The organism is Microbacterium album (assembly GCF_014643695.1).
GTDB classification, from domain to species: Bacteria; Actinomycetota; Actinomycetes; order Actinomycetales; family Microbacteriaceae; genus Microbacterium; species Microbacterium album.
Genome location: NZ_BMJY01000004.1, coordinates 149,702 through 175,740, shown reverse-complemented (window position 1 = coordinate 175,740; position 26,039 = coordinate 149,702). Strand labels below are relative to the sequence as shown.

At 73.5% G+C, this 26,039-nt stretch carries 23 protein-coding genes; 14 read left to right on the top strand and 9 right to left on the bottom strand.

All coding sequences use genetic code 11. From position 1 onward, the window contains the following. The first annotated feature begins 13 nt into the window (after positions 1-13). The 8 genes from IEX37_RS07305 to IEX37_RS07270 all read left to right on the top strand — a co-directional run bounded on the left by IEX37_RS07305 (position 14) and on the right by IEX37_RS07270 (position 8,068). On the top strand, positions 14-1,048 hold the full coding sequence (locus IEX37_RS07305) for an ABC transporter permease (protein ID WP_188755591.1): 1,035 nt from the start codon (positions 14-16) through the stop codon (positions 1,046-1,048). Further along, positions 1,045-2,010: an ABC transporter permease gene (locus IEX37_RS07300; RefSeq protein WP_229663131.1), complete on the top strand. Its 966-nt coding sequence runs from the start codon at positions 1,045-1,047 to the stop codon at positions 2,008-2,010. The genes IEX37_RS07305 and IEX37_RS07300 overlap by 4 nt, the downstream gene beginning before the upstream one ends. Continuing rightward, the gene (locus IEX37_RS07295; RefSeq protein WP_188755590.1) at positions 1,991-2,890 is read left to right on the top strand and encodes an ABC transporter ATP-binding protein; all 900 of its coding nucleotides are present in this window, start codon (positions 1,991-1,993) and stop codon (positions 2,888-2,890) included. The genes IEX37_RS07300 and IEX37_RS07295 overlap by 20 nt, the downstream gene beginning before the upstream one ends. Next, positions 2,887-3,726 (top strand): ABC transporter ATP-binding protein, encoded by an 840-nt coding sequence (locus IEX37_RS07290; RefSeq protein WP_188755589.1) that lies wholly within the window; start codon positions 2,887-2,889, stop codon positions 3,724-3,726. The genes IEX37_RS07295 and IEX37_RS07290 overlap by 4 nt, the downstream gene beginning before the upstream one ends. 100 nt (positions 3,727-3,826) lie before the next feature. After that, complete coding sequence (locus IEX37_RS07285; RefSeq protein ID WP_188755588.1) at positions 3,827-4,942, top strand: LLM class flavin-dependent oxidoreductase; 1,116 nt, start codon at positions 3,827-3,829, stop codon at positions 4,940-4,942. Continuing rightward, positions 4,942-5,670 (top strand): alpha/beta hydrolase, encoded by a 729-nt coding sequence (locus IEX37_RS07280; RefSeq protein WP_188755587.1) that lies wholly within the window; start codon positions 4,942-4,944, stop codon positions 5,668-5,670. Before IEX37_RS07285 ends, IEX37_RS07280 begins: the two co-directional genes overlap by 1 nt. Next, positions 5,667-7,028 (top strand): O-acetylhomoserine aminocarboxypropyltransferase/cysteine synthase family protein, encoded by a 1,362-nt coding sequence (locus tag IEX37_RS07275; protein ID WP_188755586.1) that lies wholly within the window; start codon positions 5,667-5,669, stop codon positions 7,026-7,028. Before IEX37_RS07280 ends, IEX37_RS07275 begins: the two co-directional genes overlap by 4 nt. Then, positions 7,028-8,068, top strand: a complete 1,041-nt coding sequence (locus IEX37_RS07270) for an LLM class flavin-dependent oxidoreductase (RefSeq protein ID WP_188755585.1) — start codon at positions 7,028-7,030, stop codon at positions 8,066-8,068. Before IEX37_RS07275 ends, IEX37_RS07270 begins: the two co-directional genes overlap by 1 nt. 43 nt (positions 8,069-8,111) lie before the next feature. Here IEX37_RS07270 and IEX37_RS07265 read toward each other — a convergent pair whose 3' ends face one another. The 3 genes from IEX37_RS07265 to IEX37_RS07255 are packed head-to-tail and all read right to left on the bottom strand — an operon-like array spanning position 8,112 to position 14,440. Further along, positions 8,112-8,945, bottom strand: coding sequence for a DNA-formamidopyrimidine glycosylase family protein (locus tag IEX37_RS07265; RefSeq protein ID WP_188755584.1), 834 nt, complete (start codon positions 8,943-8,945; stop codon positions 8,112-8,114). After that, positions 8,938-13,707: an ATP-dependent helicase gene (locus IEX37_RS07260; protein ID WP_188755583.1), complete on the bottom strand. Its 4,770-nt coding sequence runs from the start codon at positions 13,705-13,707 to the stop codon at positions 8,938-8,940. Before IEX37_RS07260 ends, IEX37_RS07265 begins: the two co-directional genes overlap by 8 nt. Positions 13,708-13,747: 40 nt before the next feature. Then, positions 13,748-14,440, bottom strand: a complete 693-nt coding sequence (locus tag IEX37_RS07255) for an alpha/beta hydrolase (RefSeq protein WP_373286255.1) — start codon at positions 14,438-14,440, stop codon at positions 13,748-13,750. A gap of 186 nt (positions 14,441-14,626) precedes the next feature. On the opposite strand from IEX37_RS07255, the gene IEX37_RS07250 reads away from it, so the two are divergent. After that, positions 14,627-15,262 carry an NUDIX hydrolase family protein gene (locus tag IEX37_RS07250; protein WP_188755582.1) on the top strand — a complete coding sequence of 212 codons (636 nt, stop codon included), beginning with the start codon at positions 14,627-14,629 and terminating at the stop codon, positions 15,260-15,262. Positions 15,263-15,271: 9 nt separating this feature from the next. On the opposite strand, the gene IEX37_RS07245 is transcribed toward IEX37_RS07250, so the two are convergent. Beyond that, positions 15,272-16,336 carry a threonine aldolase family protein gene (locus IEX37_RS07245; RefSeq protein ID WP_188755581.1) on the bottom strand — a complete coding sequence of 355 codons (1,065 nt, stop codon included), beginning with the start codon at positions 16,334-16,336 and terminating at the stop codon, positions 15,272-15,274. Between the two features lie 105 nt (positions 16,337-16,441). On the opposite strand from IEX37_RS07245, the gene IEX37_RS07240 reads away from it, so the two are divergent. Together IEX37_RS07240 and IEX37_RS07235 are read left to right on the top strand one after the other, a co-directional pair. After that, the gene (locus IEX37_RS07240; RefSeq protein ID WP_188755580.1) at positions 16,442-17,671 is read left to right on the top strand and encodes a sensor histidine kinase; all 1,230 of its coding nucleotides are present in this window, start codon (positions 16,442-16,444) and stop codon (positions 17,669-17,671) included. A gap of 40 nt (positions 17,672-17,711) precedes the next feature. Further along, positions 17,712-18,347, top strand: a complete 636-nt coding sequence (locus IEX37_RS07235; RefSeq protein WP_188755579.1) for a response regulator — start codon at positions 17,712-17,714, stop codon at positions 18,345-18,347. A gap of 172 nt (positions 18,348-18,519) precedes the next feature. Here IEX37_RS07235 and katG read toward each other — a convergent pair whose 3' ends face one another. Continuing rightward, the gene (gene katG, locus IEX37_RS07230; RefSeq protein WP_188755578.1) at positions 18,520-20,784 is read right to left on the bottom strand and encodes a catalase/peroxidase HPI; all 2,265 of its coding nucleotides are present in this window, start codon (positions 20,782-20,784) and stop codon (positions 18,520-18,522) included. Positions 20,785-20,830: 46 nt separating this feature from the next. Continuing rightward, a complete protein-coding gene (locus IEX37_RS07225) occupies positions 20,831-21,286 on the bottom strand; it encodes a Fur family transcriptional regulator (protein ID WP_188755577.1) in 456 nt (151 codons plus the stop codon). Between the two features lie 188 nt (positions 21,287-21,474). Here IEX37_RS07225 and IEX37_RS07220 point away from each other — a divergent pair, with 188 nt between their 5' ends. Next, entirely contained in the window at positions 21,475-22,236 is a 762-nt protein-coding gene (locus IEX37_RS07220) for an ABC transporter ATP-binding protein (RefSeq protein ID WP_188755576.1), read from the top strand. After that, a complete protein-coding gene (locus tag IEX37_RS07215) occupies positions 22,233-23,705 on the top strand; it encodes an FtsX-like permease family protein (RefSeq protein ID WP_188755575.1) in 1,473 nt (490 codons plus the stop codon). The genes IEX37_RS07220 and IEX37_RS07215 overlap by 4 nt, the downstream gene beginning before the upstream one ends. A gap of 50 nt (positions 23,706-23,755) precedes the next feature. Here the strand turns inward: IEX37_RS07215 and IEX37_RS07210 are convergent, their stop codons facing one another. Both IEX37_RS07210 and IEX37_RS07205 read right to left on the bottom strand, forming a co-directional pair. Then, a complete protein-coding gene (locus IEX37_RS07210; RefSeq protein WP_188755574.1) occupies positions 23,756-24,262 on the bottom strand; it encodes a GNAT family N-acetyltransferase in 507 nt (168 codons plus the stop codon). After that, a complete protein-coding gene (locus IEX37_RS07205; protein WP_188755573.1) occupies positions 24,255-24,782 on the bottom strand; it encodes a hypothetical protein in 528 nt (175 codons plus the stop codon). The genes IEX37_RS07210 and IEX37_RS07205 overlap by 8 nt, the downstream gene beginning before the upstream one ends. A gap of 98 nt (positions 24,783-24,880) precedes the next feature. On the opposite strand from IEX37_RS07205, the gene IEX37_RS07200 reads away from it, so the two are divergent. Further along, the gene (locus IEX37_RS07200) at positions 24,881-25,513 is read left to right on the top strand and encodes a 2-phosphosulfolactate phosphatase (RefSeq protein ID WP_188755572.1); all 633 of its coding nucleotides are present in this window, start codon (positions 24,881-24,883) and stop codon (positions 25,511-25,513) included. Positions 25,514-25,538: 25 nt separating this feature from the next. On the opposite strand, the gene IEX37_RS07195 is transcribed toward IEX37_RS07200, so the two are convergent. After that, complete coding sequence (locus tag IEX37_RS07195) at positions 25,539-26,027, bottom strand: SprT-like domain-containing protein (protein ID WP_188755571.1); 489 nt, start codon at positions 26,025-26,027, stop codon at positions 25,539-25,541. Positions 26,028-26,039: the final 12 nt, after the last annotated feature.

The window sequence follows — 26,039 nt, the reverse complement described above, 5'->3', positions numbered from 1 at the left end:
CGGAGACGACGCCATGACACTGCTCGCGGCCCCGCCCGCACCGGACGCGGTGAGTCCCGCCCGGTTGCGCGCGCGGAGCGCCGGCCGGTTCGCCGTCGGCCTCGCCCTCGCGTTGGCGCGCAGCCTCGCGATCGTGCTCCCGGTGCTCCTGATCGCCACGCTGATCACGTTCCTGCTGGGGTCGGTCACCGGGCAGGACCCCGCGTCGCTCGTGCTCGGGGATCAGGCTCGGCCCGAGGACATCGAGCGGATGCGGGCGCACTTCGGGCTCGACCGGCCCGTGGCCGTCCGCTACGTGGAGTGGCTCGCGGCCGCGTTCCAGGGCGACCTGGGAGAGTCATGGTTCACGCGCATCCCCGTGGCGGACAGCATCGCGACCCGCCTGCCGGTGAGCTTCTCGATAGCCATCTACGCGCTTCTGCTCGGCACGGTCGCGGGCGTCGCGCTCGGGATCGTCGCCGCGCTGAACGAGGGCGGGTGGATCGACCGGGGCGTCACGCTGCTCGCATCGGCGCTGTCGACGATCCCGGGCTTCGTCGCGGCCGTCGCCCTGGTGGTCTTCCTCTCGGTGCTGGTGCCGGTGTTCCCGTCCGGAGGGTACGTGCCGCCGCAGCAGGACGTCGGCCTGTGGATCGGGTCGATCACGCTGCCCGCACTCGCCCTCAGCCTGGACGCGGCGTCCGACATCGCGCGGCAGCTGCGCACGGGTCTCGTGGGCGCCCTGCAGGAGAACTACGTCGTCGGCGCCACGGTGCGAGGCTTCAGCCGCCGCCGGGTCGTGCTGGTCCACGCGCTGCGCAACGGCTCGGGGCCCGCCGTCGCGCTGCTCGGGATGCACCTGCCGCGGCTGATCGGCGGTGCCGTGGTGACCGAGACGGTGTTCGCGATGCCGGGGCTCGGTCTGCTGACCAAGCAGGCGGCCCTGCAGGGGGACATCCCGGTCGTCCAGGGCGCCCTGTTCGTGTCGATCCTGCTCGTGGTGGCGTCGTCGGCGATCGTCAATGTCTTGCTCGTCGTGCTGCGGCCCGCCGCGCGGAGGGAATCGTGAACCGGGGTCTGCTCTCCGCGCTGCGCACACCCGCGGGCACGGCCGCCGCTGTCGTGCTGCTGGTCGTCGCCGTGCTCGCGCTGTTCGGGCCGGTGCTCGCGCCCTATCCCCCGAACCAGCAGGACGCGACCGCGGTGCTGCAGGGCCCGTCGGCGGCGCACTGGCTCGGCACCGACTACGTCGGCCGCGACGTGCTCAGCCGCATCCTCGCGGGGTCCACGCTGTCGATCCTCACGGCGGTCGAGGCGGTCGGCATCGGACTGCTGCTCGGCGTGCTCCCCGGCATCACGTCCGTGTACTTCGGTCGCGCATACGAGTGGCTCACCCTGCGACTCATGGACGGGCTGCTCGCGCTGCCGTTCATGATCTTCGCGATCGCGGTGGCCGCGCTGCTGGGCAACGGCCTCCATCAGGCCATGCTGGCGGTGGGGATCCTGCTCGCCCCCGGTTTCTATCGCATCACCCGCTCGGCATCGCTGAACTTCACCAACACGCAGTACGCGACGGCGGCGGAACTGTTCGGCTCGACGACGCTGCGGACCATCCGCGTGCACATCTGGGGCAAGATCGTGCCCGTGATCGTGGTCGCCACGGCGAACGCGATCGGCGGCGCGTTGCTGATCGTCGCGAGCCTGACGTTCCTCGGGATCGGCGTCCAGCCCCCCGAGCCCACGTGGGGCGGGATGCTGGCGAGCGACCTGGGCTATCTCTACCAGCGGCCGTACGGGCCGCTCATCCCGTCGCTGCTCATCATGGCGACGGTCGGCGCGCTCAACTGGCTCGCGGACGCGATCCGCGACACGAGCGGCGATCGTGGGCGTGCGCGCATCGCCGCGGCGGGCGCGGACGATCGGTTCGCGGTGTTCCGGTATCGCCGCAGCGCCGAGACGCCCGGTGCCCCGCATTCCGGCGCGTCCTCGCGCCCCGAGAAGGAGGTCGTCGATGTCCAGCACCGTGGTTGACCGGCCCGCAGTCCGGCTGCAGCCGACGCCTCGCGAGCGGGGCGACGCCCCGCTGGTGCGGGTGGCGGGCCTGCGCGTCGCGGTCGATGGAGGTCGCCGAGAGGTGGTGCGCGGCGTCGGCTTCGAGGCCCATCGCGGAGAGACGATCGGCATCGTGGGGGAGTCCGGCAGCGGCAAGACGCTCGCCTGCCGCTCGCTGCTGGGCATCCTTCCGCACGGCGCGGCCCGCACGGCGGGCGAGCTGACCTTCGCGGGCATCGACCTCGCAGCGCTGAGCGAGCGGCAGTGGCGTGAGGTGCGCGGCGCCCGCATCTCGGCCGTGTTCCAGGACCCCGCCTCGTACCTGAACCCGTCGATCCGCGTCGGCCGGCAGCTCGACGAGGTGCACCGCGTGCGCCTCGGGCTGTCGCGTCGCGATGCGCGCGTCGCGAGCGTGGCGGCCCTCGCGCGCCTCGGGCTCGTGGATCCGGAGCGCGTGGCCGCGCAGTACCCGTTCGAGCTGTCCGGAGGGATGCTGCAGCGCGTTCTGCTCGCGATCGCGCTCGCCGCCGAGCCCGAGGTCCTGATCGCCGACGAGGCGACGACCGCACTCGACGTGACCGTGCAGGCGGAGGTGCTCGACCTCCTCGCCGAGCTGCGCGCGTCCACCGGCCTGACCGTGATCCTCGTCTCGCACGATCTCGCGGTCGTCTCGCAGGTCTCCGACCACGTGTACGTCATGCGCGACGGCAGGGTGGTCGAGGAGGAGCCCACGCGCCGGGTGCTGGGGAGACCCGAGCACGCGTACACCCGGTCGCTCCTCGACGCCCATGCCCGGTACGGGATCGATCGACTGTACGGGACGCGCCCGCCGGGTGACGGAAGCGAGGCGGGGGCATGAGCGCGTTGCTGGACGTCCACGGCGTCGACGTCTCCCTGGGCCGTGCGCCGCGTCGCAGGCGCGTGCTGCACGCGGTCGACCTGGAGGTCGCCCCCGCACAGATCGTCGGGCTGATCGGCGAGACGGGGTCGGGCAAGACCACCCTGGCGCGCACGATCCTCGGTCTCGATCCGGTCGACGCCGGCAAGATCGTCGTGGACGGCACCGACACGACCGGGCTTCGGGGTCGCGCCCGGCGAGAGTTCCGTCGTGGGGGCACTGTGCAGTACGTGTTCCAGGACCCGCTGCGCAGCCTCGATCCCGACCGCACGGTCTTCGAGTCGGTCGCGGAAGGGCTCGAGGTGCGCCGCGAGCCGCGGTCCGCGGTGCGTGCGGCCGTCGCCGAGGCGCTCGACCTCGTCGGGCTCGTGCCGTCGCTCGCGGACCGGTATCCGGGACAGCTCTCGGGCGGACAGCGGCAGCGCGTCGCGTTCGCGCGAGCACTCGCGCCCTCACCCCGGCTGCTCATCTGCGACGAGCCGGTCAGCGCCCTCGACGCCTCGAGCCGTGTGCGCATCCTCGAGCTGCTGGAACGGCTGTGCGCTGAGCGGGGGCTGTCCATCCTGCTGATCACACATGATCTGGGGACGCTCGCGGGACTCGCCCACCGCGTGGCCGTCCTGTATCGCGGACGGATCGTGGAGGACGACATCACGCGCCGCGTGCTGACGGAACCCGCGCACCCGTACACGCGCCTGCTGATGGCCTCGGTGCCGACGATCGACGGCGCAGGCGCGACGCCGACCGAGCGCAGGGCCCTGCGCGCCGCCGTGCGTGAACTGGAGGCCGCTCGATGAGCGGCGCCCGCCGGCGGACGCCGCCGGACCTGGCGCTGCGGCGAATGCGCCGCCACGCCTCCCCGACCCCCTTCGCCCACATCCAGAACGGACAATCCAGATGACCATCGAGATCCTCGGAATGGTGTCCACGAGCTACGGCTCCGAAAGCGTCGGCTCCGCCGACGGCCCCATCGTGGACGAGCGCTATCTCACCGACTTCGCCCGGGCCCACGACGCCGCGGGCTTCGACCGCGTCCTCGTCGCGCACAGCTCGGCCTCGCCGGACGCGTTCGCCGTGGCGCAGCACGTGCTGCAGCGCACCGAGCGAGCGGGCGTCCTGGTGGCGCACCGCCCGGGCTTCGCGGCGCCGACGCAGGTCGCGCGCCGGCTCGCCACCCTCGATCACCTGTCGGGCGGAGGCCGTGTCGCGATCCACCACATCACGGGCGGAAGCGACGCCGACCAGGCCCGCGACGGCGACTTCGTCGCGAAGGACGCGCGTTACCGCCGCACGGCGGAGTTCATCCAGCTGGTCAGGCGCACCCTCTCCAGCGACGAGCCCTTCGACTTCGACGGCGAGTTCTACCGCGTGAAGGACGCGTTCAGTCCGCTCAAGCCCGCGACGGAACACGGGATCCCGAACTTCTTCGGGGGCCTGTCCGACGCCGCGGTCGAGACGGGCGCCGCCCACGCCGACGTGTACGCGCTGTGGGCGGAGCCGCTCGCGGCCACGAAGGCGCACGTCGATCGCATCCGCCGCCGCGCCGCCGAGCTCGGCAGGGACATCGGGTTCTCGGTGTCGCTGCGGCCGATCGTCGGACGCACCGAGGACGAGGCCTGGCAGCGGGCGGACGAGCACTACCGTGCCGTGAAGGCGCGCGTCGACGGCGGCGTACTGGGCGACAACCGGACGTGGCGGGTCGGGAAGGACGAACGCAACGACGCCGTCGGACGGCGCCTGCTGCACGCGCACGCCCTGCAGAAGGACGTCCACGACGAACGGCTGTGGTTCGGGATCAACCGGCTCACCGGAGCCGCCGGCAACTCCACGGGTCCCGTCGGCACGCCCGGGCAGGTCGTCGAGTCGCTGCTGAAGTACTACGACCTCGGGATCCGCCGGTTCCTGATCCGCGGCTACGATCCGCTGCGCGACGTGCAGGAATGGGGCGAGGAGCTCATCCCCCTGCTGCGCGAGCGCGCCGCGCAGCGCGAGCCGATCGCCGCGGTCGCCTGATGTCCGCCATCGATACTCAGACCAGGCCGACCGCATCCGAGCGGACGCCGGCGGCGGGCACGGCGCGCGGCGCCGTGCTCGTGCTCCCGGGGCGCGGCGACGAGCCGGCGTACTACCGGCGCCTGAGCGGCCGCCTGGCCGCCGACGGCTACGCCGTCGAGGTCGCGCCCCGTGCTCCCGAGACGGTCGAGGACGTCGTCGCCGCGTGGGCCGGGTCCGATGCCGCCGGCGCCCAGGGCGTGCGCCTCGTGCTGGGGGCGGACACCTCGGCCGGGCTGCTCGCGACGGCGCTCGCCGAGGAGCGGCTCGCCCCGCAGCCCTCCGGCGCGGTGTTCGCGGGAACCGCGACCGACGGCGGGACTCGGCCCCGCTCCGGCGACGACGAACTGGCCGAGCGCAGCGCCTGCCCCGTGCACCGCACCGTCGTGGCGGCCGCGCCGGCCGAGCCGCTCGCGGCATCCGGGATCCCCGTGGTCTGGCCGGAGCTGGCGGCGGACCTGCCGGTGCTCGCCGTCCACGGGGGAGCAGACCGCATCTCGCCGCCGGGGCGGGTCGCGGCCCGGCTGACCGCCTGGAACGCCGAGCTGGTCACCGTGCGCGACGGCCTGCACGACGTGCTCAACGACGTACATCACCGCAGCGTCGCCGCGGAGATCGTGACCTTCCTCGAACGCCTGCGCGCGGATCCCTCCGCCCGGCCCGTCCTCACCAGGGAGGCTCCGCGATGACCGGTTTCGCGACCACGCAGATCCGCGCGGGGGCACGCCCCCCGGTGCCTCCCAACCCGGCGGTCGTGCCGATCTACCAGACCGCCGCGTACGAGTTCGAGTCGTGGGAGGCCGCGCGCGACATCTTCGCGCTGCGTCGCCAGGGCAACCTCTACAGCCGCACCGGCAACCCGACGCAGAGCGTGCTGGAGCAGCGCATCGCCGCCCTCGACGGCGGCGTGGCGGCCCTGGCGGTGGCCTCGGGGCAGGCGGCCGTCGCGATCGCTCTGCTTGCGTTGGCGAAGAGCGGCGAGCACATCGTCGCCGCGCGCCAGCTCTACGGGGGCACGCTCGACCTGCTGACCGACACGTTCGCCGACTTCGGGATCGAGGTCACCCTCGTCGATCAGGGCGATCTCGACGCGTGGCGGCGCGCGATCCGTCCCCGGACGCGCGCGCTGTTCGCCGAGACGATCGGCAACCCCACGGCCACGGTGCTGGACGTGCGAGGCGTCGCCGACATCGCGCACGCGGCGGGGGTGCCTTTCGTCGTCGACAACACGGTCGCCACCCCCGCGCTGCTGCGGCCCGTCGAGCACGGGGCGGATGTCGCGGTGTACTCCGCGACGAAGTATCTCGGGGGGCACGGCGGCTCGCTGGGCGGGCTCATCGTCGATCTCGGCACGTTCGACTTCGGGGCGGCACCCGGCCGGTGGCCGCAGTTCACGGAACCCTACCCCCGGGTGGGGGACGTGGTGCTCTGGGAGCGCTTCGGTCGTGACGGCAGTGCCTTCCTCGTCTACGCCAAGACGAAGCTCGCGCACGACCTCGGGCCGGCGCTGTCTCCCTTCAACGCGCACCAGCTCCTGCTGGGCATCGAGACGCTGGACCTGCGGATCGCGCGGCAGACCGCATCGGCCGAGGCGATCGCGAGAGCCCTCGACGAGCATCCGGCGGTCTCGCGCGTGCACCATCCGTCCGTCGCCGGGAGCCCCCACGCCGAGCTGGCGCGGCGGTATCTGCCGCGCGGGGCGAGCGCGGTGTTCTCGTTCGACCTGGCGGCGGGGCCCGAGGCCGTCCCCCGTTTCGTGGACGCGCTGGAGCACTTCACCCTCGCTGCCAACATCGGCGACGCGCGATCTCTGGTGATCCACCCCGCGTCCACCACGCACTCGCACCTGCGAGACGGCGACCTCGCGCTCGCGGGGTTCTCCCGGTCCACGGTCCGCCTGTCGATCGGCCTCGAGGACGTCGCAGACCTGATCGGCGACCTGACGCGGGCCCTCGCGCTCGTGCCCGGGCGCGCGGGTCCGGACGCCCCTCCCGCCGCCCCCATTCCCGTCGCGGTCGGCGCGGCGACGACCACCGAGGAGCACTGATGGAGTTCGGACTCTGGGCGCCGGTCTACGGCGGATTCCTGCGCAACGTCGAGGACGAGGGCATGCCCGCGACGTGGGCGACGATCCGCGAGGTGGCCGAGACCGCCGACAGGCTGGGGTACGGCACAATGCTGATCCCCGAGCTGTACCTGAACGACCGCAAGGGGATCTCGGCGCCCAGCTTGGAGGCCTGGTCGCTGACGTCCGCCGTGCTCGCGGTGACGGAGCGGTTGCGCGTGATGACGGCGATCCGCCCGGGCTTCCATCTCCCCGCCGTCGCGGCGAAGACGATCTCGACCCTGAGCGACCTGGCCCCCGGGCGCCTCGCGCTCAACGTCGTCGCCGCATGGTGGGCCGAGGAGGCCAAGCAGTTCGGGGGACGGTTCCCGGCCCACGACGAGAGATACGACCAGGCGCGTGAGTTCGTGGAGGTCGTGCTCGGGACGCTGCGCACCTCGCCCTTCGATTACCGGGGCCGGTTCTTCACCGCCGAGGGCACGATCGTCGAGCCGAAGCCGCAGACCCTTCCCGCCGTGTTCGCAGGCGGCGAGAGCGAGGCGGGTCGCGAGGCGATCGCGGGCTTCGCCGATGCCTACGCGATGCACGGCGGCACGCTCGAAGAGGTACGGCACAAGGTCGCCGATCTCGATGAGCGTCGCCTGCGGCTGGTCGGCGAGCCCATGCGCGAGTTCGCCATGGCGGCGTACGTGATCGTGCGCGACACCGAGGAGGAGGCCCAGCGCGAGCTGGAGCGCATCACCACCGTGGATCCGTCCTCGCCGGGATACGCCTCGTTCCAGGAGTTCACCGCGAACTCAGCGCTCGATGTCGCGGTGTCGGCGCGCGAGTACTCGGTGGGGACACGGGGCCTGCGCCCCAACCTCGTCGGAACGGCGGAACAGGTCGCCGAGCGCATCCGCGCCTACCGCGAAGCGGGCGTGACGCTGCTGCTGATCCAGTCGTCACCGCTCGCGCCCGAGCTCGAGCGCATCGCGGCGGAGGTCTTCCCGCTCGTCGAGCGGGCGGCCATCCCCGCTTGACGTTCCCGGGGCTCTCGCGGGCGCCGCGCCACCGCACGTGGGGTCAGGCGGGCTGGCAGTGCGGGCACCAGTACACGACGCGCTCGCGCGTCGGATCGGCGCCGGCCGCGCCCCGCCGGATCGGGGTGCCGCAGCGCAGGCAGGGCCGATGCTCCCGGCCGTAGACCCAGCGCTCGCGGCCGCGCCGCGCGTCGCCCGTGAAGACGCGCACGCGCAGCTTCACGTTGCGCCGGATCGTCCGGGCGCCGAGCTCCAGGAGCGCGGCCGCGTCGACCTGCGTCGCGGGCCGCTCCGGATGCACACCGCGCAGGAAGAGCAGCTCGCTCGCGTACTCGTTGCCGAAGCCCGCCACGTGGCGCTGATCCTGCAGCGCGACGTGGATCGCGCGCGGATCGGAGCCGACGCGCCGGGCCGCCTCGGCGAGGTCCCAGTCGGGGCCCAGCGGGTCGGGGCCGAGGTGGCCCACGACGCGGGCCTCGTCGCGCATCGCCAGCACCTCGACCATCGCGAGATCGAAGCCGACGGCCTCCCACTCTCCGCCGGCGTCGGCGACGCACACGACGGCGCGTGCCTTGAACGCCGGCTTGCGCCAGCGTTCGCCACGGCGCTGCACGTGCCATTCGCCCTCCATCCGGAGGTGGGAATGCAGCGTGACGGCGCCGGAGCCCGCGGGGTCGGCGCCGGAGGGGCCGGCGCCGGGCGGGTCGATGCGGTGGAGCAGGTGCTTCCCGCGCGCGACGACCTCGCGCACGGTCCCGCCGCGCAGGTCGGCCGTCGCGTGGCCCGGCACCCGGACGTCGAACCAGGTCACCTCCTTGCCCGCGAGCACGGCGTGCAGCCGTCGCGCCGCCCGGTGGACGGTATCTCCCTCAGGCACGTGCGCCTCCCATCCCGACCGGGGCCGCCCGCCGGAGCGTGAGCCCCTTGGGGGACTCGACGAAACCCGCGGAGCGCAGCGCGCGGCCCGCGCCGGTCCCGTACACGAACTCGCCATTGACCTGCTCGACCGTGAGCGTCTCCAGGCGCCGCTCGCGCGCGACCCGGGCCAGCTCGGCGGCCGCGGCGGCGAGGTGCTGCTCGTCGTCGTCGAACGCCAGGACCGTGCGACCGCCGCGCTCGAGGTACAGCACGAGGGCGCCGTCGACCAGCACGACGAGTCCGCCGGCCTTCCGGCCCGGTCGATGACGCACGGCGTCGAGTGCCGGCCACGGCAGCGCGGCACCGTACGGGTTCGCCGGATCGGTCGCGGCGAGCACGACGGAGCGCAGGGGAGCCGGATCGGGCAGCCCCGCGAACTGGCGGAGGCGATCGATCGTCGGGGAGGTCGCGAACTGCGCCGCACCGAGGCGCTCGATGAGGTAGCCGCGACGGCAGTGGCCGGCCTGCTCCAACCCGGCGAGCACCCGGTACGCCTGGGCGAAGCCGCCCGGCACGCCCTCGTTCTGCACCGCGCCGCGCGTCACGACGCCGTAGCGATCGAGCAGGAGGGACGCGATGGCGGTGTGGCGGATCGCCGGGTCCGGCTCGGGCGCGGGCAGCAGCGACCAGCGCCCGCCCGCCGCCTGCGCGCGCGGCGCGGTCCCGCGCCCCGCGGCGCCGAAGCCCACCCGCGTCGTGGCGCCGCGGTACAGCCGCGAGCGCGGCGTGCGCCGGGCCGAGCGATGGGCCTGCGCGCCCGCGCCCAGCAGGGACCGGATGGGCGCGAACGTGTCGTTCGTGACCCGCCCCGTCCACACCAGGTTCCACAGCGCCTCGAGCGTCGCCTGCTCGGACGGGCCGTCCGGGTCGCGACCGCCGATCGCGTCGCGCAGCTGGGCGGCGAAGTACGCGCCGCCCGCGCCGAGCGCCGCCAGGAGCCGCTCCTCGAGCGAGCCGGGAGCGATCTCGGCGTCCGCCGGGGCGAGCGTCAGGGGAGCGGCCTCCGCGGGGTGCAGCGCGATCCAGCCGTCGCGACCGGGGAGGGAGCCGTGGCCCGACCAGACGACCTCTCCGGCGGACGTCAGCTCGTCCAGCATCGCCGGCGCGTAGTCGCGCACCCGCGACGGCAGCACGAGGGACTCCCAGGCGCTGGCCGGGATGGGCACGCCGGCGAGCTGGTCGACGGCCGCCAGCACCCCGTCGACGCCCTCCAGGGGACGGGTGACGTGCTGCCAGTCCGGCAGGAACCGGGCGTAGGCGTGCGGATCGACCGGTTCCACGCTGCCGCGCAGCGCCGCGAGCGATCGCATGCGGATGCGCCGCAGCGCCTCCGCGTCGCACCACTCCTGCTGGTCCTGCGGTTCGCGCGGTGTCTCCGAGCCCGGCCGTTCCCCGCGGGTCGGTCCCGGCGCATCCGGCAGGAAGAAGCCGCTCACGAGGCGACCCTGGCCCTCGAGCCGCTGCAGGGCGTGTCGCGCCACCGCCGTCCCCACGCCGAGGCGCGCGGCGACCGCAGCCGTCGTGAACGGGCCATGGGTGCGGGCGTAGCGCGAGACGACATCGCCGAGCGGATCGGGCAGCGGGTCGAGGAACGCGACGGGCACCCCGACCGGGAGGGCGACGCCGAGCGCGTCGCGCAGCCGGCCCGCGTCCTCGATCGCGGCGTACCTCTCGCGTCCCGCGATGTTCACGGGGATGGCGCGGCGCGCGGCGACGAGCGCCTCGAGGTGGGTGCGCGCCTCGCCCTCGCCGGCGGCGCCGTCGTCGGCTCCGGCAGCGGCGGGCTCCAGCCGTGCCGCGACCTCCTCGGCGGACAGCGGGCCCAGCACGCGCAGCAGATCCGCGACGCCCTCCATGCCGCGGGCGCGGCGGTCCGGCGCGAGCCGCTGCGCCTCGGCCTCGAACTGCGCGATGACGTCCGGGTCGAGCAGTTCGCGCATCTCGACCTTGCCGAGCAGCTCGCTCAGCAGCGCCGGATCGACCGACAGCGCCGCCGCCCGCCGCTCGGCGAGGGGCGAGTCGCCCTCGTACATGAACGCGCCGACGTATCCGAACAGCAGGTCGCGCGCATACGGAGAGGGCTGCGCCGTCTCGGTCTCCACGAGCCGGATGCGGCGCTCGCCGATGCCGCGCGCCAGACGCAGCAGCGCGGGCAGATCGTAGACGTCCTGCAGCACCTCCCGCAGCGTCTCGAGGATGACGGGGAACGTCGGATGCCGCCGCGCGACCTCGAGCAGCTGCGCCGAGCGCTGACGCTGCTGCCACAGGGGGCTGCGCCGCCCGGGATTCGTGCGCGGCATGAGCAGAGCGCGCGCCGCGCACTCGCGGAAGCGTGACGCGAACAGCGCCGAGCCCCCCACCTCGTCCGTGACGATCCGCTCGAGCTCGTCGGGCTCGAAGACGAACAGCTCCGCTCCCGGCGGATCCGACTCGGCATCGGGGATGCGGGCGATGATGCCGTCGTCGCTCGCGACCGCCGATCCTTCCACCCCCAGCCGCTCGCGGATGCGCGCGTTCACCGCGAGCGCCCAGGGCGCGTGCACGTGCATGCCGTAAGGGGAATGAAGGATGATGCGCCAGTCGCCGACCTCGTCCCGGCCGCGCTCGACCGTCAGCGTGCGGTCCGTCGGGAGACTGCCGGTCGCCTCCCGCTGCTCCGCGAGATAGGCGAGCAGGTTCGAGCGGGCGTTGTCGTCCAGGCCGGCGGCCCGCAGCCGCTCCTCGGCCTGCTCCGGCGCGGCCGTCGAGAGCTCGCGGGCGAGACGGCCGAGCGCCTCGCCGAGCTCCGCGGGACGTCCGAGACCGTCGCCGTGCCAGAACGGCACCTTGCCGGGCTGCCCGAAAGCCGGCACGACGTTGACGCGATCGTGGGTGATCTCCACGATCCGCCAGCTCGTCGTGCCGAGCGTGAAGACGTCGTTGACGCGGGACTCGTAGACCATCTCCTCGTCGAGCTCCCCGACGCGGGCGTTCCGTGTCTCGCCCGCGATGAAGACCCCGAACAGCCCCCGATCCGGGATGGTGCCGCCGCTGGTCACCGCCAGGCGCTGTGAGCCGGGTCGTCCCTCGATCGTGCCGGCGTCGCGGTCCCACACCAGGCGCGGCCGCAGCTCGGCGAACTCGTCGGACGGGTAGCGCCCCGCCAGCAGGTCGAGCGTCGCCTCGAAGGCGCCACGGGGGAGGGAGCGGAACGGGGCGCTGCGACGCACGGTCTCGAACCAGCGCTCGACCTCGACGCGCTCGAGCGCGACGGCGGCGACCGTCTGCTGCGCGAGGATGTCGAGCGGGTTCTGCGGGATCTCGATCGCCTCGATCTGCCCCGCGAGCATCCGCTCCGTCACGATCGCGGTGTGCAGGACGTCGCTGCGGTGCTTCGGGAAGAGGGCGGCGCGGCTGATCTCGCCGACCTGGTGTCCCGCGCGTCCGACGCGCTGCAGGCCGCTCGCCGCGCTCGGCGGCGCCTCGACCTGGATGACCAGGTCGACCGCGCCCATGTCGATCCCGAGCTCCAGGCTGCTCGTCGCGACGACGCACCGGAGGACGCCGGCCTTGAGCTCCTCCTCGACCACTGCCCGCTGCTCCTTCGACACCGAGCCGTGGTGCGCCTTCGCGAGGACCGGGGCGGCGCCCGCCGTCTGCCCCGCCTGGGCCATCATCGCCGCCGGGATCGCCGGTTCGGGCAGGTCGAGGCCCACGCGCTCGCTGTAGATCTCGTTGAGCCTGGCCGTGAGGCGCTCCGCAAGCCGTCGGGAATTGGCGAACACGATGGTCGAGCGGTGCGCCAGGATCCGATCGACGATCGCCTCCTCCACGTGCGGCCAGATCGAGCCCGTCATCTCGGTATTTTGGGGCCCTGTGTTTTGAGGCCCTGTGTTTTGAAGCCCTGTGTTCTGGGGAGGCTCCGAGAACCACTCTCCGCCCTCGCCGGGATCCGGAGCGGGGACCTCGGCCGCGACCGGCGGAGGGCTCTGCATGTCGGCGACCGGCACGGTGACGCTCAGCTCGAAGGTCTTCGACGCCCGGGGCGCCACGATGTCGACGGGAGCCGACCCGCCCAGGAACCGCGCGACCTCGTCGATCGGCCGGACGGTGGCCGAGAGGCCGATGCGCTGGGCCGGCCTGCCGGAGCCGTCCGGACCGGCGGAGACGATCAGGTCGTCCAGCCGCTCGAGGCTCACGGCCAGGTGCGCGCCGCGCTTGGTGGCGGCGACGGCGTGCACCTCGTCGACGATCACGGTGTGCACCGAGCGCAGCGTCTCGCGAGCCTGGCTCGTGAGCATCAGGTAGAGCGACTCGGGCGTGGTGATGAGGATGTCCGGGGGATGCCGCACGAGCCGCTGACGGTCGGAGGACGGGGTGTCGCCCGAGCGGACCCCGACCGTGACGTCCGGCGCCTCCAGGCCCAGCCTGCGGGCCGCCTGCGAGATGCCCACGAGGGGCGAGCGCAGGTTCCGCTCGACGTCCACGCCGAGCGCCTTGAGGGGCGAGACGTACAGGATCCGCGTGCCTTCGCCCGCGTCGGGCGTCTTCTCGCGGAACACCCGATCGATGGCCCACAGGAAGGCCGACAGCGTCTTCCCCGATCCGGTCGGCGCGACGACGAGCGCGTGGCGCCCCTGCGAGATCGCCTCCCAGGCGCCCGACTGCGCGTCCGTGGGCGCGCGGAAGGCGCCCCGGAACCATTCCCGCGTCGCGGGGGCGAACCGGTCGAGCACATCCACACCGCTATCCTCCCCCGGATCGCCGACACGCGGCGAAGGCTCAGGACGGGCGGTCGGCGTCCAGATCGGCGAGCTGGCGGTCGAGGAAGGCGCGGATGTCGGTCAGCTCCTGCTCCGAGACGGCGTGCGGCAGCCCCGGATAGATGCGCCCGACCAGGTCGCTGTGCCGGGGCAGCCACTCGGTCGTGTGGAGCACGAGCGGCGCGGGGATCACCTCGTCGAGCGCGCCGCGCCCCCAGAAGACGGGCGGGCGACGTTCGGCGAGCTCGGCGTCCCCCGGCAGCTCGCCGGGCGTGACGTAGCCGGACAGGTTGACCGCGAACGCGAACCGCTCCGGCTGCAGCCGCAGTGCCTGCAGCGCGACGGCCCCGCCCTGCGAGAAGCCGAGCAGGCCGACCGCCGAGGCGCTCGCCGCGGCCCGGTCGATCCACTCGATCAGCCGCTGCGCGGCGCGCGTGATGTGCACGGGATCGCGGCTCTCGAGCCCCTCGATCGGGTACCAGGAGCGGCCGGGCGTCGGCCACGGCGGCTCCAACGGCGCCCGCACGGCGGCGAATGCGAACTCCGCCGGCAGCCGCGGGGCGAGTGCGGCGAGGTCGTGCTCGTCGGCTCCGTAGCCGTGCAGCAGCACGAGCAACGGCCGTCCGGCCGGCGCGCCCGACCACAGCACGGCATCGTCGTCGAGTGCGGGGATGTCGATCCCGCTCGGCGCGGGTCCATTCGGCTCAGACACCCTCCCATCCTCGCCCGAACCCCCGACATCCGTCACGCACCCTGCTCGCACGCTCCGCGGCCCGCATGCAGGACGGGTGGGACGGATGCGTGCCGCCGTGGCGTGTAGGGCCTGTGAGCGGGCGCAGAACCCTGTGAGCGGCCCGCCGCGCGTGGCGTTCCGACGTCGTGCGGGTATACAGGAGGCATGGCTGTGCGCACTCCCGACCCCGATCCGAACGAGCGCGAGCCCATCGGAGGCTCGGACGACGCGGACTTCGCCGCGGCGGGCGCCGGCGGCTTCGGCGGCGTGCCCGGCGGCGCGGCCAACCCCGGATGGCTGAGCGAGGTCGAGCTCGCGGAGGCCCGGCGCCGGCTGCCGATGCTGTACGTCGAGGCGGTGCCCGTGCGCACCGACGGCACGGGGGCGGTCACGCAGGTCGGCGTCCTGCTGCGTGCCAGCCCGGTGGGCGAGATCAGCCGCACGATCGTGTCGGGCCGCGTGCGGTACGGCGAGACGGTGCGCGACGCGCTGTTCCGCCACCTCGAGAACGACCTCGGCCCCATGGCCTTCCCCCTGCTGCCGCCGCAGCCCACGCCGTTCACGGTGGCCGAGTACTTCCCGATCCCGGGGGTGAGCGCCTACCACGACGATCGGCAGCACGCCGTGTCGCTCGCGTTCGTCGTGCCGGTCACGGGCACGTGCGAGCCGCGTCAGGACGCGCTCGAGGTCACGTGGATGTCGCCCGAGGAGGCGGCGTCCGACGCGCTCGCCGCCGAGATGGAGGGTGGGCGCGGCACGCTCGTGCGGACCGCGCTGGCGAGCGTGGGCGCGCTTCGCTGAGCGGGCGCGTCAGGCGCGGGTCTCGGCCGCGATCGCGGCGACGAAGGCGTCCACGTCGGCCTCGGTCGTGTCGAAGCTCGTGAGCCAGCGCACCTCGCCGATCGCGGCGTCCCAGTCGTAGAAGCGGAAGCGCTCGCGCAGCCGGTCGGCGACCCCGGGCGGCAGCGTCGCGAACACGCCGTTGACCTGCGTCGGCTGGGTGAAGCCCACGCCCCGGATCGATCCGTCCGCCAGGCCCGACTCGATCCCTGCCCGCAGGCGGGCGGCCATCGCGTTCGCGTGCGCGGCGCTGCGCAGCCACAGCTCGTCCGTGAGCAGCGCGACCAGCTGCGCCGAGACGAAGCGCATCTTCGACGCGAGCTGCATCGCGGTCTTGCGCAGGTACTCGATCCCGTTCACCGCGTCCGGGTTCAGCACCACGACGGCCTCCGCCGCGAGGCACCCGTTCTTGGTGCCGCCGAAGCTCAGCACGTCCACGCCCGCGTCACGGGTGAACGCGCGCAGCGGCACGTCCAGCGCGGCGGCGGCGTTCGCGATCCGCGCACCGTCCATGTGCACCGTCAGCCCGAGCGCGTGCGCGCGCTCGGCGACCGCGGCGATCTCCTCGACGGTGTAGAGCGTGCCCAGCTCCGTCGACTGGGTGATCGAGACCACCTGCGGCACCGCCTGGTGCACGCCGCGGCCGCCCGCGGCCGCCTCGATCATGTCCGGCGTGAGCTTGGCGTCGGGCGTCGCGATCGGAGTGAGCTTCATCCGGCCGACCTTCTCGGGCGCGCCGCCCTCGTCGGTGTTCACGTGCGCGAGAGCCGGCGTGATCACCGCGCCCCAGGGGGTGAGCATCGACTGCAGCGCCACCACGTTCGCACCCGTGCCGTTGAAGACCGGGTACGCCGCGACGCCGTCGCCGAGCAGGTTCGCGAACAGCTCCTGGAGCCGCGCCGTCTGCGCATCCTCCCCGTACGCCGGCTCGTGTCCGCCGTTGGCGGCGGCGATCGCCGCGATCACCTCGGGGTGGACCCCCGCGTAGTTGTCGGAGGCGAAGGAACGGGGCTCGGCTGCGCGCGGCGTACTCACCCGTCCATCCTCACACCGTCCCGGTGACAGACGGCCCGCCCCTCGTCGCCGGGATACATCCCGCGGCGGATGTGGGAGGCCGCTGCGGAACGTACGGTGAGGGGGATGGACGACAGCAGGACGACCGCGCCGGAGGCGGAGACGAACGGCTGGTTCCGGCGGGTCTCGCCCACCCAGTGGGTGATCGACATCGTCGTGGGCGGCGTCTTCGCGCTGTTCGCCTTCGCGACGGTGACCGCGTTGGATCCGGGCGCCCCGCCCCTGCCGGGGTATGCGACCGCGCTGACGATGGTGGCGGCGCTCATGCTGAGCCGGGTCTCCCCGCCGCTGGCGCTCATCGTCGCGTGGGTCGGTGCGCTGGGGCAGATGGGAGCCGGCCTGCCCCCCATCCTCGGCAACACGGCCATCTTCGTCGTGCTGTTCGCCACGGCGGCGTACGGGACGAAGGTCGTGTTCTGGGCGGGCTTCGCCTCGGCGTTCGTGGGTGCGGTCGCGATCGCGGTGTACCTCGTGATGCTCCCGGGCATATTCGCCGTTCCGGGATGGGCGGGGTGGGAGCTCGCGGTCCCGGTCATCGCGACGTTCACGTCCGCGCTCTTCGCACTGATGCTGTCGTGGACGCTCGGTGCGCTCACGCGCGCCATGGTCCGCACCCGCGAGGGACGGCGCGCGCAGCGCGAGGCCGAGGAGCGCGCAGCGGCGGAGGAGGAGCGGGGGCGCATCGCGCGCGACATGCACGACGTCGTGGCGCACTCGCTCGCGGTCGTCATCGCCCAGGCGGACGGCGCCCGCTACGCCGCGGCGGCCGATCCGGAGACGGCGAAGGCGGCGCTGACCACCATCAGCCAGACGGCCCGCGCCGCGCTCGCCGATGTGCGCGTGCTGCTCACGCAGCTGCGGCACCGGCAGGCGGAGGGCCCGCAGCCGACCCTCGCCGACCTCGAGCAGCTGTACGCGCAGGTACGCGCCGCGGGTGTCGAGCTGCGCGTCGATGTCGATCCCGTCCCGCCCGGGGAGCCGCCTGCGGCCGTGCAGCTGGCCGTGTACCGCATCCTGCAGGAGGCGCTCACCAACGCCCTGCGACACGGCGACGGCGGCCCCGTCGACGTGGGGCTGTCCTGGCTGCCTGACCGCGTGGGGCTCGAGGTGCGCAACGGCCTCGACGGGGAGCCGCGGACCGAGTCGTCCCTTCTCGCCGGCGGTGTCGAGCCCGGCGGCCACGGCCTGATCGGCATGCGCGAGCGCGCACAGCTCGCCGGCGGACGCCTGGACGCCGGTCCAGAGGGCGGCGCGTTCGTCGTGCGGGCCGAGCTGCCGATCGGTCGCGCGGCGTGAGCTCGCGCGGCATCCGCGCGCCGGGTGAGAGGATGCACGGATGATCCGAGTCGTGCTCGTGGACGACCAGGCGCTGTTCCGTGCCGGGATCCGGATGCTCGTCGCCTCCCAGCCGGACCTCGAGGTCGTCGGCGAGGCGGGCGATGGACGAGAAGCCCTGGACGTCGTGAGCCGCGCCCGGCCCGACGTCGTGCTGATGGACATCCGCATGCCGGTCATGGACGGTCTCGCCGCGACGGCCGCGCTCCTGCAGCAGCCCGACGCGCCCAAGGTCGTCATGCTGACGACGTTCGATCTCGACGAGGCCGCCGCCCGCGCCATCCGCCAGGGCGCGTCCGGGTTCCTGCTCAAGGACGCCGATCCCGAGTTCCTGCTCGCGGCGATCCGCACCGTGCATGCCGGGTCCTCGGTGATCGCCGCCGCGGCCACGCGCGAGCTGTTCGCCCACTTCGCGGAGGCGCCGCGCCCCGTCCCGCCCGCCTACGGCGAACTGACCGAGCGGGAGCGGGAGATCTTCGCGCTCGCCGCCCGCGGCCTCAGCAACGCCGAGATCGCGGCCCGCGAGTTCCTGAGCGAGGCCACCGTCAAGACGCACATCAGCCGCATCCTCTCCAAGCTCGCCCTGCGCGACCGCGTGCAGCTCGTCGTCTTCGCGTTCGAGCACGGGCTCGCCTAGCGGCGGCGTGCGGCGACCTCGCCCGTGTCCCACTTCGTGCCGCTCTCGCCGCTGCCGTGTCCCAGTTGATGCCGGAATCCGGCGCCTAAAGCGACACGAATGGGGACATGGGGCCCCGGAACGCGGCGATGCCGCCCCCTCCGGAGAGGGAGCGGCATCGCGCGCAGGGGTCTTACTTCTTCAGGTCGAAGCGGTCGTTGTCCATGACCTTGGCCCAAGCGCTGACGAAGTCCTGAACGAACTTCTCCTTCGCGTCGTCCGAGGCGTACACCTCGGCGAGCGCGCGCAGCTCCGAGTTGGCGCCGAACACGAGGTCGACGCGGCTGCCGGTGAGGCCCGTGTTGCTGGTGAAGGTCTGCTCGTCCTGCGCGGGCGTCCACTCGATGCCGAGCTCGAGCAGGTTCACGAAGAAGTCGTTCGTGAGGACACCCGGCTGCTCGGTGAACACACCGAGGTTCGAGCCGTCCCAGTTGTTGCCGAGCACGCGCAGGCCGCCCACGAGCACCGTCATCTGCGGCGCGCTGAGGCCCAGGTGGTTGGCGCGGTCGAGCAGCAGGTACTCGCTGGGCAGCTTGAGGAAGCCGCTGTCGTAGTTGCGGAAGCCGTCGGCGACGGGCTCCAGCCAGGCGAACTGCTCGACGTCGGTCTGCTCCTGCGTCGCGTCGACGCGGCCCGGGGTGAAGGGCACCTCCACCTCGACGCCGCCGGCCTTGGCGGCCTGCTCGACGCCGACGTTGCCGGCGAGCACCACGACGTCGGCGAACGACAGGCCCGACTCGGCCGCGATCGTCTCGAGGTGCTGGATGACGGGCTTCAGCTGCTCGGGCTGGTTGACCCGCCAGCTCACCTGCGGCTCGAGGCGGATGCGGCCGCCGTTCGCGCCGCCGCGCTTGTCGGAGCTGCGGAACGTCGCCGCCGCCTTCCACGCGGTCGAGACGAGCTGCTGTACCGTCAGGCCCGAGTCGAGGATGAGCTGCTTCGCCTTGGCGACATCGGACGGCTGGGTCGACGCCGTGGCGGCGGGCAGCGGGTCCTGCCACAGGAGGTCCTCGGCGGGCACCTCGGGACCGAGGTAGCGCGCCTTGGGGCCCATGTCGCGGTGCGTCAGCTTGAACCACGCGCGAGCGAAGGCGTCCGTGAACGCCTGCTGGTCGTCCTTGAAGCGGCGCGAGATCTGGTCGTAGACCGGGTCGAAGCGCAGGGCGAGGTCGCTCGTGAGCATGCGCGGCTCACGCTTGCCGTCCGAGTGGGCGTGAGGCACCATGTCGGCACCCGCGCCGTCCTTCGGGCGCCACTGCTTGGCACCCGCGGGCGACTCCATGAGCTCCCACTCGTACGCGTACAGGATGTGGAAGAACTCGTTGTCCCAGCGGGTCGGGTGGTACGTCCACGTGACCTCGAGACCCGACGTGACCGTGTCCTCGCCGTGGCCGGTGCCGTAGCCGTTCTTCCAGCCGAAGCCCTGCTCCTGCAGCGGCGCGGCCTCGGGGTCCGGGCCGATCAGGTCGTCCTTGTGGGCGCCGTGCGTCTTGCCGAACGTGTGACCGCCGGCGATGAGCGCGACCGTCTCCTCGTCGTTCATGCCCATCCGGCGGAACGTCTCGCGGATGTCGCGCGCCGAGGCGAGCGGGTCGGGGTTGCCGTTCGGGCCCTCCGGGTTGACGTAGATGAGGCCCATCTGCACGGCCGCCAGCGGCGCCTCGAGCTCGCGGTCGCCCGTGTAGCGCTCGTCGTCCAGCCAGACCTTCTCGGGGCCCCAGTAGACGTCGTCGTCCGCCTCCCACACGTCGGCGCGGCCACCGGCGAAGCCGTAGGTCGGGAAGCCCATGGTCTCGAGCGCGACGTTGCCGGCGAGGATCATCAGGTCGGCCCACGAGATCTTCTGGCCGTACTTCTTCTTGACCGGCCACAGCAGGCGGCGGGCCTTGTCGAGGTTGGCGTTGTCCGGCCAGGAGTTCAGCGGCGCGAAGCGCTGCTGGCCGGCGCCGGCGCCGCCGCGGCCGTCGTGCGAGCGGTACGTGCCCGCCGCGTGCCACGCCATACGGATCATGAAGGGGCCGTAGTGGCCGAAGTCGGCGGGCCACCAGTCCTTCGACTCCGTCATGACGGCGGCGAGGTCGGCCTTCACGGCGGCGAGGTCGAGGCTGTTGAACGCGGCCGCGTAGTCGAAGTCCTCGCCGAGCGGGTTGGCCACGGCGGGGTTCTTCGCGAGGATCTTCAGGTTGAGCTTGTTCGGCCACCACTCGGCGTTCGCGCTGCCCATCGTCGGGTGCACGCGCGTGCCCTTCACCGCACCCGCGTCACCGTCGGGACCGGTGCCGGGCAGGGCGGGCTCGCTGTCGACCGCCGCGGGCTGCGGCTCGCCGTAGCCGAAGGGGCACCCGCCGGTGCTGTCGGTCGTGTCGGCGTTGTCGGTCATGCCTGTGTTCTCGGTCATGTCTGCCTTTCGCAATGCGGGGGATGGGGGGAGGAGGTTGATGGGCTCAGGCGGCTTCGGGGCCCTGGCACGAGGGGCACAGGCCCCAGTAGATGACCTCGGCCTCGTCGATCGCGAAGCCGTGGGTGTCGGCGGGCGTCGAGCAGGGCACGCTGCCGCCGCCGCAGTCCGCGTCGACGATCACGCCGCACGAGCGGCACACGAGGTGGTGGTGGTTGTCGCCGACGCGCGTCTCGTAGCGCGCGACCATGCCGTGCGGTTGGATGCGGCGGAGCAGCCCCGCGTCGTTCAGTGTGTGAAGGGAGTCGTACACGGCCTGGTGCGACACGGCCGGCAGGTCCTGGCGGACGGCGCGGATGAGCGTGTCCGTGTCGGCGTGCGGGTGCGCGCGCACGGCGCGCAGCGTGGCGACGCGCGGCCCGGTGACGCGCAGGGACGCGTCCCGCAGCGCCTGCTCGAGGTCGCCGCCGTCGTGGGCGCCGTGGCTGCGCGAGTCGTTCACGCCGATGTCGTCCCGTCGGATCGAAGGGGGAGGGAAATCCTGAACGATTCAAATGTAGCGGAGATCCCCGGTCTCGCGCATCCTCGTTCGCGGGCGTGTCCGCGGCAGGCAGGATCATCCTCGCGATGTACGCGGATGAGCCGCCAGGGCGATCCGGGGGGCGGCCGGGTCTCCGTAGCGTCGGAGTCATGGAGATCACCACCACGGACATGGGTCTCGCCGCCCGCGTCCAGAGCCTCACCAAGACCTACGGCGAGGGCGCGAGCGTCGTCCGGGCGCTCGACGACGTGAGCGTCGGGATCCGCCGCGGGCAGTTCACGGCGATCATGGGCCCGAGCGGATCCGGCAAGTCGACGCTCATGCACATCATGGCCGGCCTGGACGCGCCGACGGGCGGGCGCGCGTGGATCGGCGACACCGAGATCACGGGGCTCGGCGACCATCAGCTCACGCTGCTGCGCCGGCGTCGCGTCGGCTTCGTGTTCCAGGCGTTCAACCTCGTGCCGACGCTCGATGTCCGCGCGAACATCCTGCTTCCCTTCGACCTGGACGGACGCCGACCCACCACGAGCGAGCGCGCGCGCATCGACGGTCTCATCGACACGCTCGGGCTCGGCGCGCGGCTCGGCCACCGCCCGCACCAGCTCAGCGGCGGTCAGCAGCAGCGCGTCGCGATCGCCCGGGCGCTGGCGACGGCGCCCGACCTCGTGTTCGCGGACGAGCCGACCGGAAACCTCGATTCCCGCACCGGCCGGGAGGTGCTCGCGCTCCTCGCGACGGCGAGCCGCGAGCACGGGCAGAGCATCGCGATGGTGACGCACGACCCGATCGCGGCGAGCCACGCCGATCGCGTCCTCTTCCTCGCCGATGGGCGGATCGACGCCGACAAGCCGCGCCAGACGCCCGAACAGATCTCGGCGCACATGCTGTCCGCGGAGGTGGCGTCATGACCGCCGCGACGATGACCACGCACGTCCCGGACACCTCGGCGACCGGGTCGCGCCTGGCCCGGCTGGCGTTCCTGCGGGAACGCGGGATGGGCGCCAGCGTCCTGGTCGCGGCCCTGTCGAGCGCGTTCGGCGTCGTGCTGATCAGCGCCACCGGTTACATCGGCGAGCTGCTGCGCAGCGACCCGTACATCGGCGACAGCGAGACCCTCGCCGCCGTCGTCGCGATCCTCAGCGTGCTGCTCGTCGCCGTCGCGGTGTACGTCGCCGCGGTGGTGACGGCCAACACGTTCTCGACGATCGTGGCCGGACGCACGCGCCGCATCGCGCTCATGCGCCTCATCGGCGCGTCCGCCCGGTCGCAGCGCGACGAGGTCGCGGGCCAGGGGCTCGTGGTGGGCATCATCGGCGCCGCCGCCGGGCTCGTCGCCGGGCTCGCGCTCGCCGCGGGCGGCGTCCTCGCCGGCAACGAGCTGCTGGGCGTGGACCCCGGCTACGACGTCGGACGCGGCGTGCTCCTCGTGCCCGCGGGCATCGTCGTCCTGACCACGTGGGCGGCCGCGTGGGTCGGCTCCCGTCGCGTGCTGGCGGTCACGCCGCTGCAGGCGCTCGGCGGATCCGTGGAGCGCTCGCGCGAGGCGGCGTCCGCGCGGCCGGCGCGCAACATCGGAGCCATCGTGCTGTTCGCGATCGGCGCGGTGCTGCTGGCGCTGGGCATCGTGGCGGGCCTCGTCACCCCGCTCGGGGTGATCGTGGCGTTCGTCGGCGGTCTGCTGTCGTTCACGGGGCTCGTGCTCGGTGCGACGATCGTCATGCCGCCCGTGCTGCGCATCGTCGGGCGCTGGTTCGGCTCGAGCGCCACGGCGCGCCTGGCCGCCGAGAACGCCCTGCGCTATCCGGAGCGGTCGAGCCGGATGGCGATCGGCGTCGTCATGGGCGTCACGCTCGTGACGATGTTCGCGGTCGCGACCGAGTCGGCCAAGGCCGTCCTCACCGCCAACGCCGGCGGGCGGCTCGACGCCGAGTTCTCGGCGGTGATGGACACGTTCTCCTACGTGATGATGGGGCTCGTGGCGGTCTCCGCCGTGATCGCCGGTGTGGGCCTGGTCAACCTGCTCACGATCGGCGTCGTCCAGCGCCGTGCCGAGCTCGGCCTGCTGCGGGCCCTGGGGCTGTCGAACGCGCAGGTGCGCCGCATGGTGCTGCTGGAGGCCGCCCACATCACGATCGCGGCCCTCGTGCTGGGGCTCGGACTGGGAGTGGTCTACGGCTGGGCGGCGGCGCAGTCCCTGCTCGGCGCGGTGCCGACGAGCCCGGGCGGGCCGTCCGGATCCTTCGTCCTGCCCGCGCTGCCGTGGCTGCCGGTCACGGCGGTGATCCTGGCGACGGCGGTCCTGACGCTCGCCGCCGCCGTCGGCCCGACGCGGCTGGCCACGCGCGTCGCCCCCGTCGAGGCGCTCGCGGCCGACTGATCCGGCCCGGACCGCGCCCCTCCGGCCCGTGCCCCGCGCGTCGGGACGGCTCAGATCGCGGTGCGCACCATCCGGCGCTCGTGGAGCAGGACGCCGCCCGACCACGTCGGCTCGACCTTCGTGGCGCCGTCGAAGCGGAAGCCGATCTTCTCGTAGAAGCGGATGGCGCGCCCGTTGCCCTCCAGCACCCACAGGAAGGCGGGCACTTCCCCGATCGCCGCGTCGGCGAGGAGCTTGCCCGCCCCCGACCCGTGCCGGTCCGGCAGCACGTACAGCGCCCACAGCTCGAGCGGTGACGGCGGCTCCTCGCCGCGGCCCGGTCCCGACGAGCTGAATCCGATGAGCTCGTCCCCCTCGATCGCGACCCACGTCCGTCCGCGCGCCTTGGGGTTCTCGAGCGTCGTGCGCCAGCGAGTCGAGCGCGCGACGATGTCGAGCGAGTCGAGCACGGCCTGCGGGATCAGCCCGCGGTACGCGATGCGCCACGTCCGCACGTGCACCTCGCTGAGCCGATCCGCGTCATCCGGCACCGCCCGCCGGATGCGGATGTCAGTCACGGCCGTCCTCGGCCGTGGCGGCGGGCGGGGGCTCGGGATCGAACGCCCACGTGGGTGCCAGTCGCTTCAGCCGCGCGCCGCGCCACTGCCACAGGGCCCAGAGCGCCGGCCACAGCGCAGGCGCCGTCGGGCCGCCGATCACGAGGCGCTCCCGCCACAGCGTGCGCGACGGATCCGCCGGGTCGGGGGAGACCGCCATCTGGTGATCCCAGACGTCGAGCGAGGCCAGCGGGCCGGTCAGCGGGACCCCGGCGTCGCGCAGGATCCGCACGGGTCCGTTCGCGTCGGTCTTCTGCCGGTCGTGCAGGGAGATCAGGTGCGCCCCGAGGCGTATGCCGCCCGCGGCATACCGCACGGGTGCGTCGGCTCCGTCGTCCCAGCGCGACGGGAGCCCCTCGGCGGCCATCGCCTCGACGCGCAGCAGCGGTCCGTACAGCTCACCCAGCGCGGCGGGCGAGTGCAGGGCGCGCCAGGCGGCGTCCGCGTCGATGTCCAGCCGCAGCTTCTGCAGGATCCGCATGCGTCCATCGTGCCTCGTCGCGCGCCACCGCGGTGCGGCTTGCGCGCGCCGACCTACCCGTGGCAGGGGCCGCGCGGGGGGGGGCCTACGCTGGGGGAGTGAGCTCCCCCTTGGATCAGTCCACGTACCAGGTGCGCCTCGACTGGGGCGTCGGCGGTGTCCACCGCGTGGCCGCGTCGGACGTCTACGTGGTCGTCGACGTCATCTCGTTCGGGTCGGCTGCGGCCGCGGCGGTCGCGGGCGGCGGCGAACTGCGGCTCGACGAGGCGAGCGCGCCCGGGTCGGACGGCGCGGAGATCGCCACGGCGGCCGCGGAGCTCGGGCATACGCCGCTCGTGCTCGCCGGCGCGCTGCGGAACGCGGCGGCGATCGCCCGCGCGATCAAGGCCGAGCAGGAGCGGCGCGGTGCCCGCACCAGCGTCTCTGTCATCGCGGCGGGGGAGCGCCCGGATGTCGGCGAGCTGCGGTTCGCCGTGGAGGACCATCTCGGAGCCGGCGCGATCGTCGACGCCCTGGCCGGGCTCGGGATCGACCACTCCTCGCCCGAGGCCGTCGCGGCCGCGGAGTCGTTCGCGGCGCTGCGCCGCGCGATCCGGCACCTGCTCACCGCCAGCGGTTCCGGCCGGGCGCTGGAGGGCGATCCGCGCCACGCCGACGTCCTCGCCGCCGCGAGGGTCGACGACCTCGACGCCGTGCCCGTGCTGCGCGACGGGACGTTCACGCGACTCTGACGACGGCGCGGAGGCGCCGGCGGCGTCAGCGCGGGGAGGCCGCGGCGAGGCGCGTGGCCGCGGTGATCTCGCGCCGGGACCAGCGGAACTGGTAGCGCGCGTCGTACCGCGGGGCGCACAGCACGCACGACATCGCGCGCGTCGGACGGCGATGCCGGTACGCCGTGTGGCCGGCGGGGCAGACCCCGACCCAGGGAGCGAGCTCGTTGGCCGTCTCGCCCTTGTGGGTGGTGCCGCCGACGTAGCCGATGTCGCGCGCGATCCGCTTCCACTCCGGCCCGTGCCCGGCAGCCGGACCGGCGATGGCGTGGGCGACCTCGTGCAGCAGCGTCTGGTGGTTGGTGTCGTCGTCGTAGCGCGCGGCGAGGTAGCGCGAGACGGAGATGCGCTTGCGGTCGTAGTCGCACAGTCCCGCGCGGCGCTTGGCGTTGTCGAAGCCGAAGGTCCAGGACGGGTCGAGGTGCTGAGCGATCAGGGCCTGCGCCCAGACCCGTACGCGCTCGAGATCAGACACATCCTGAAGGGT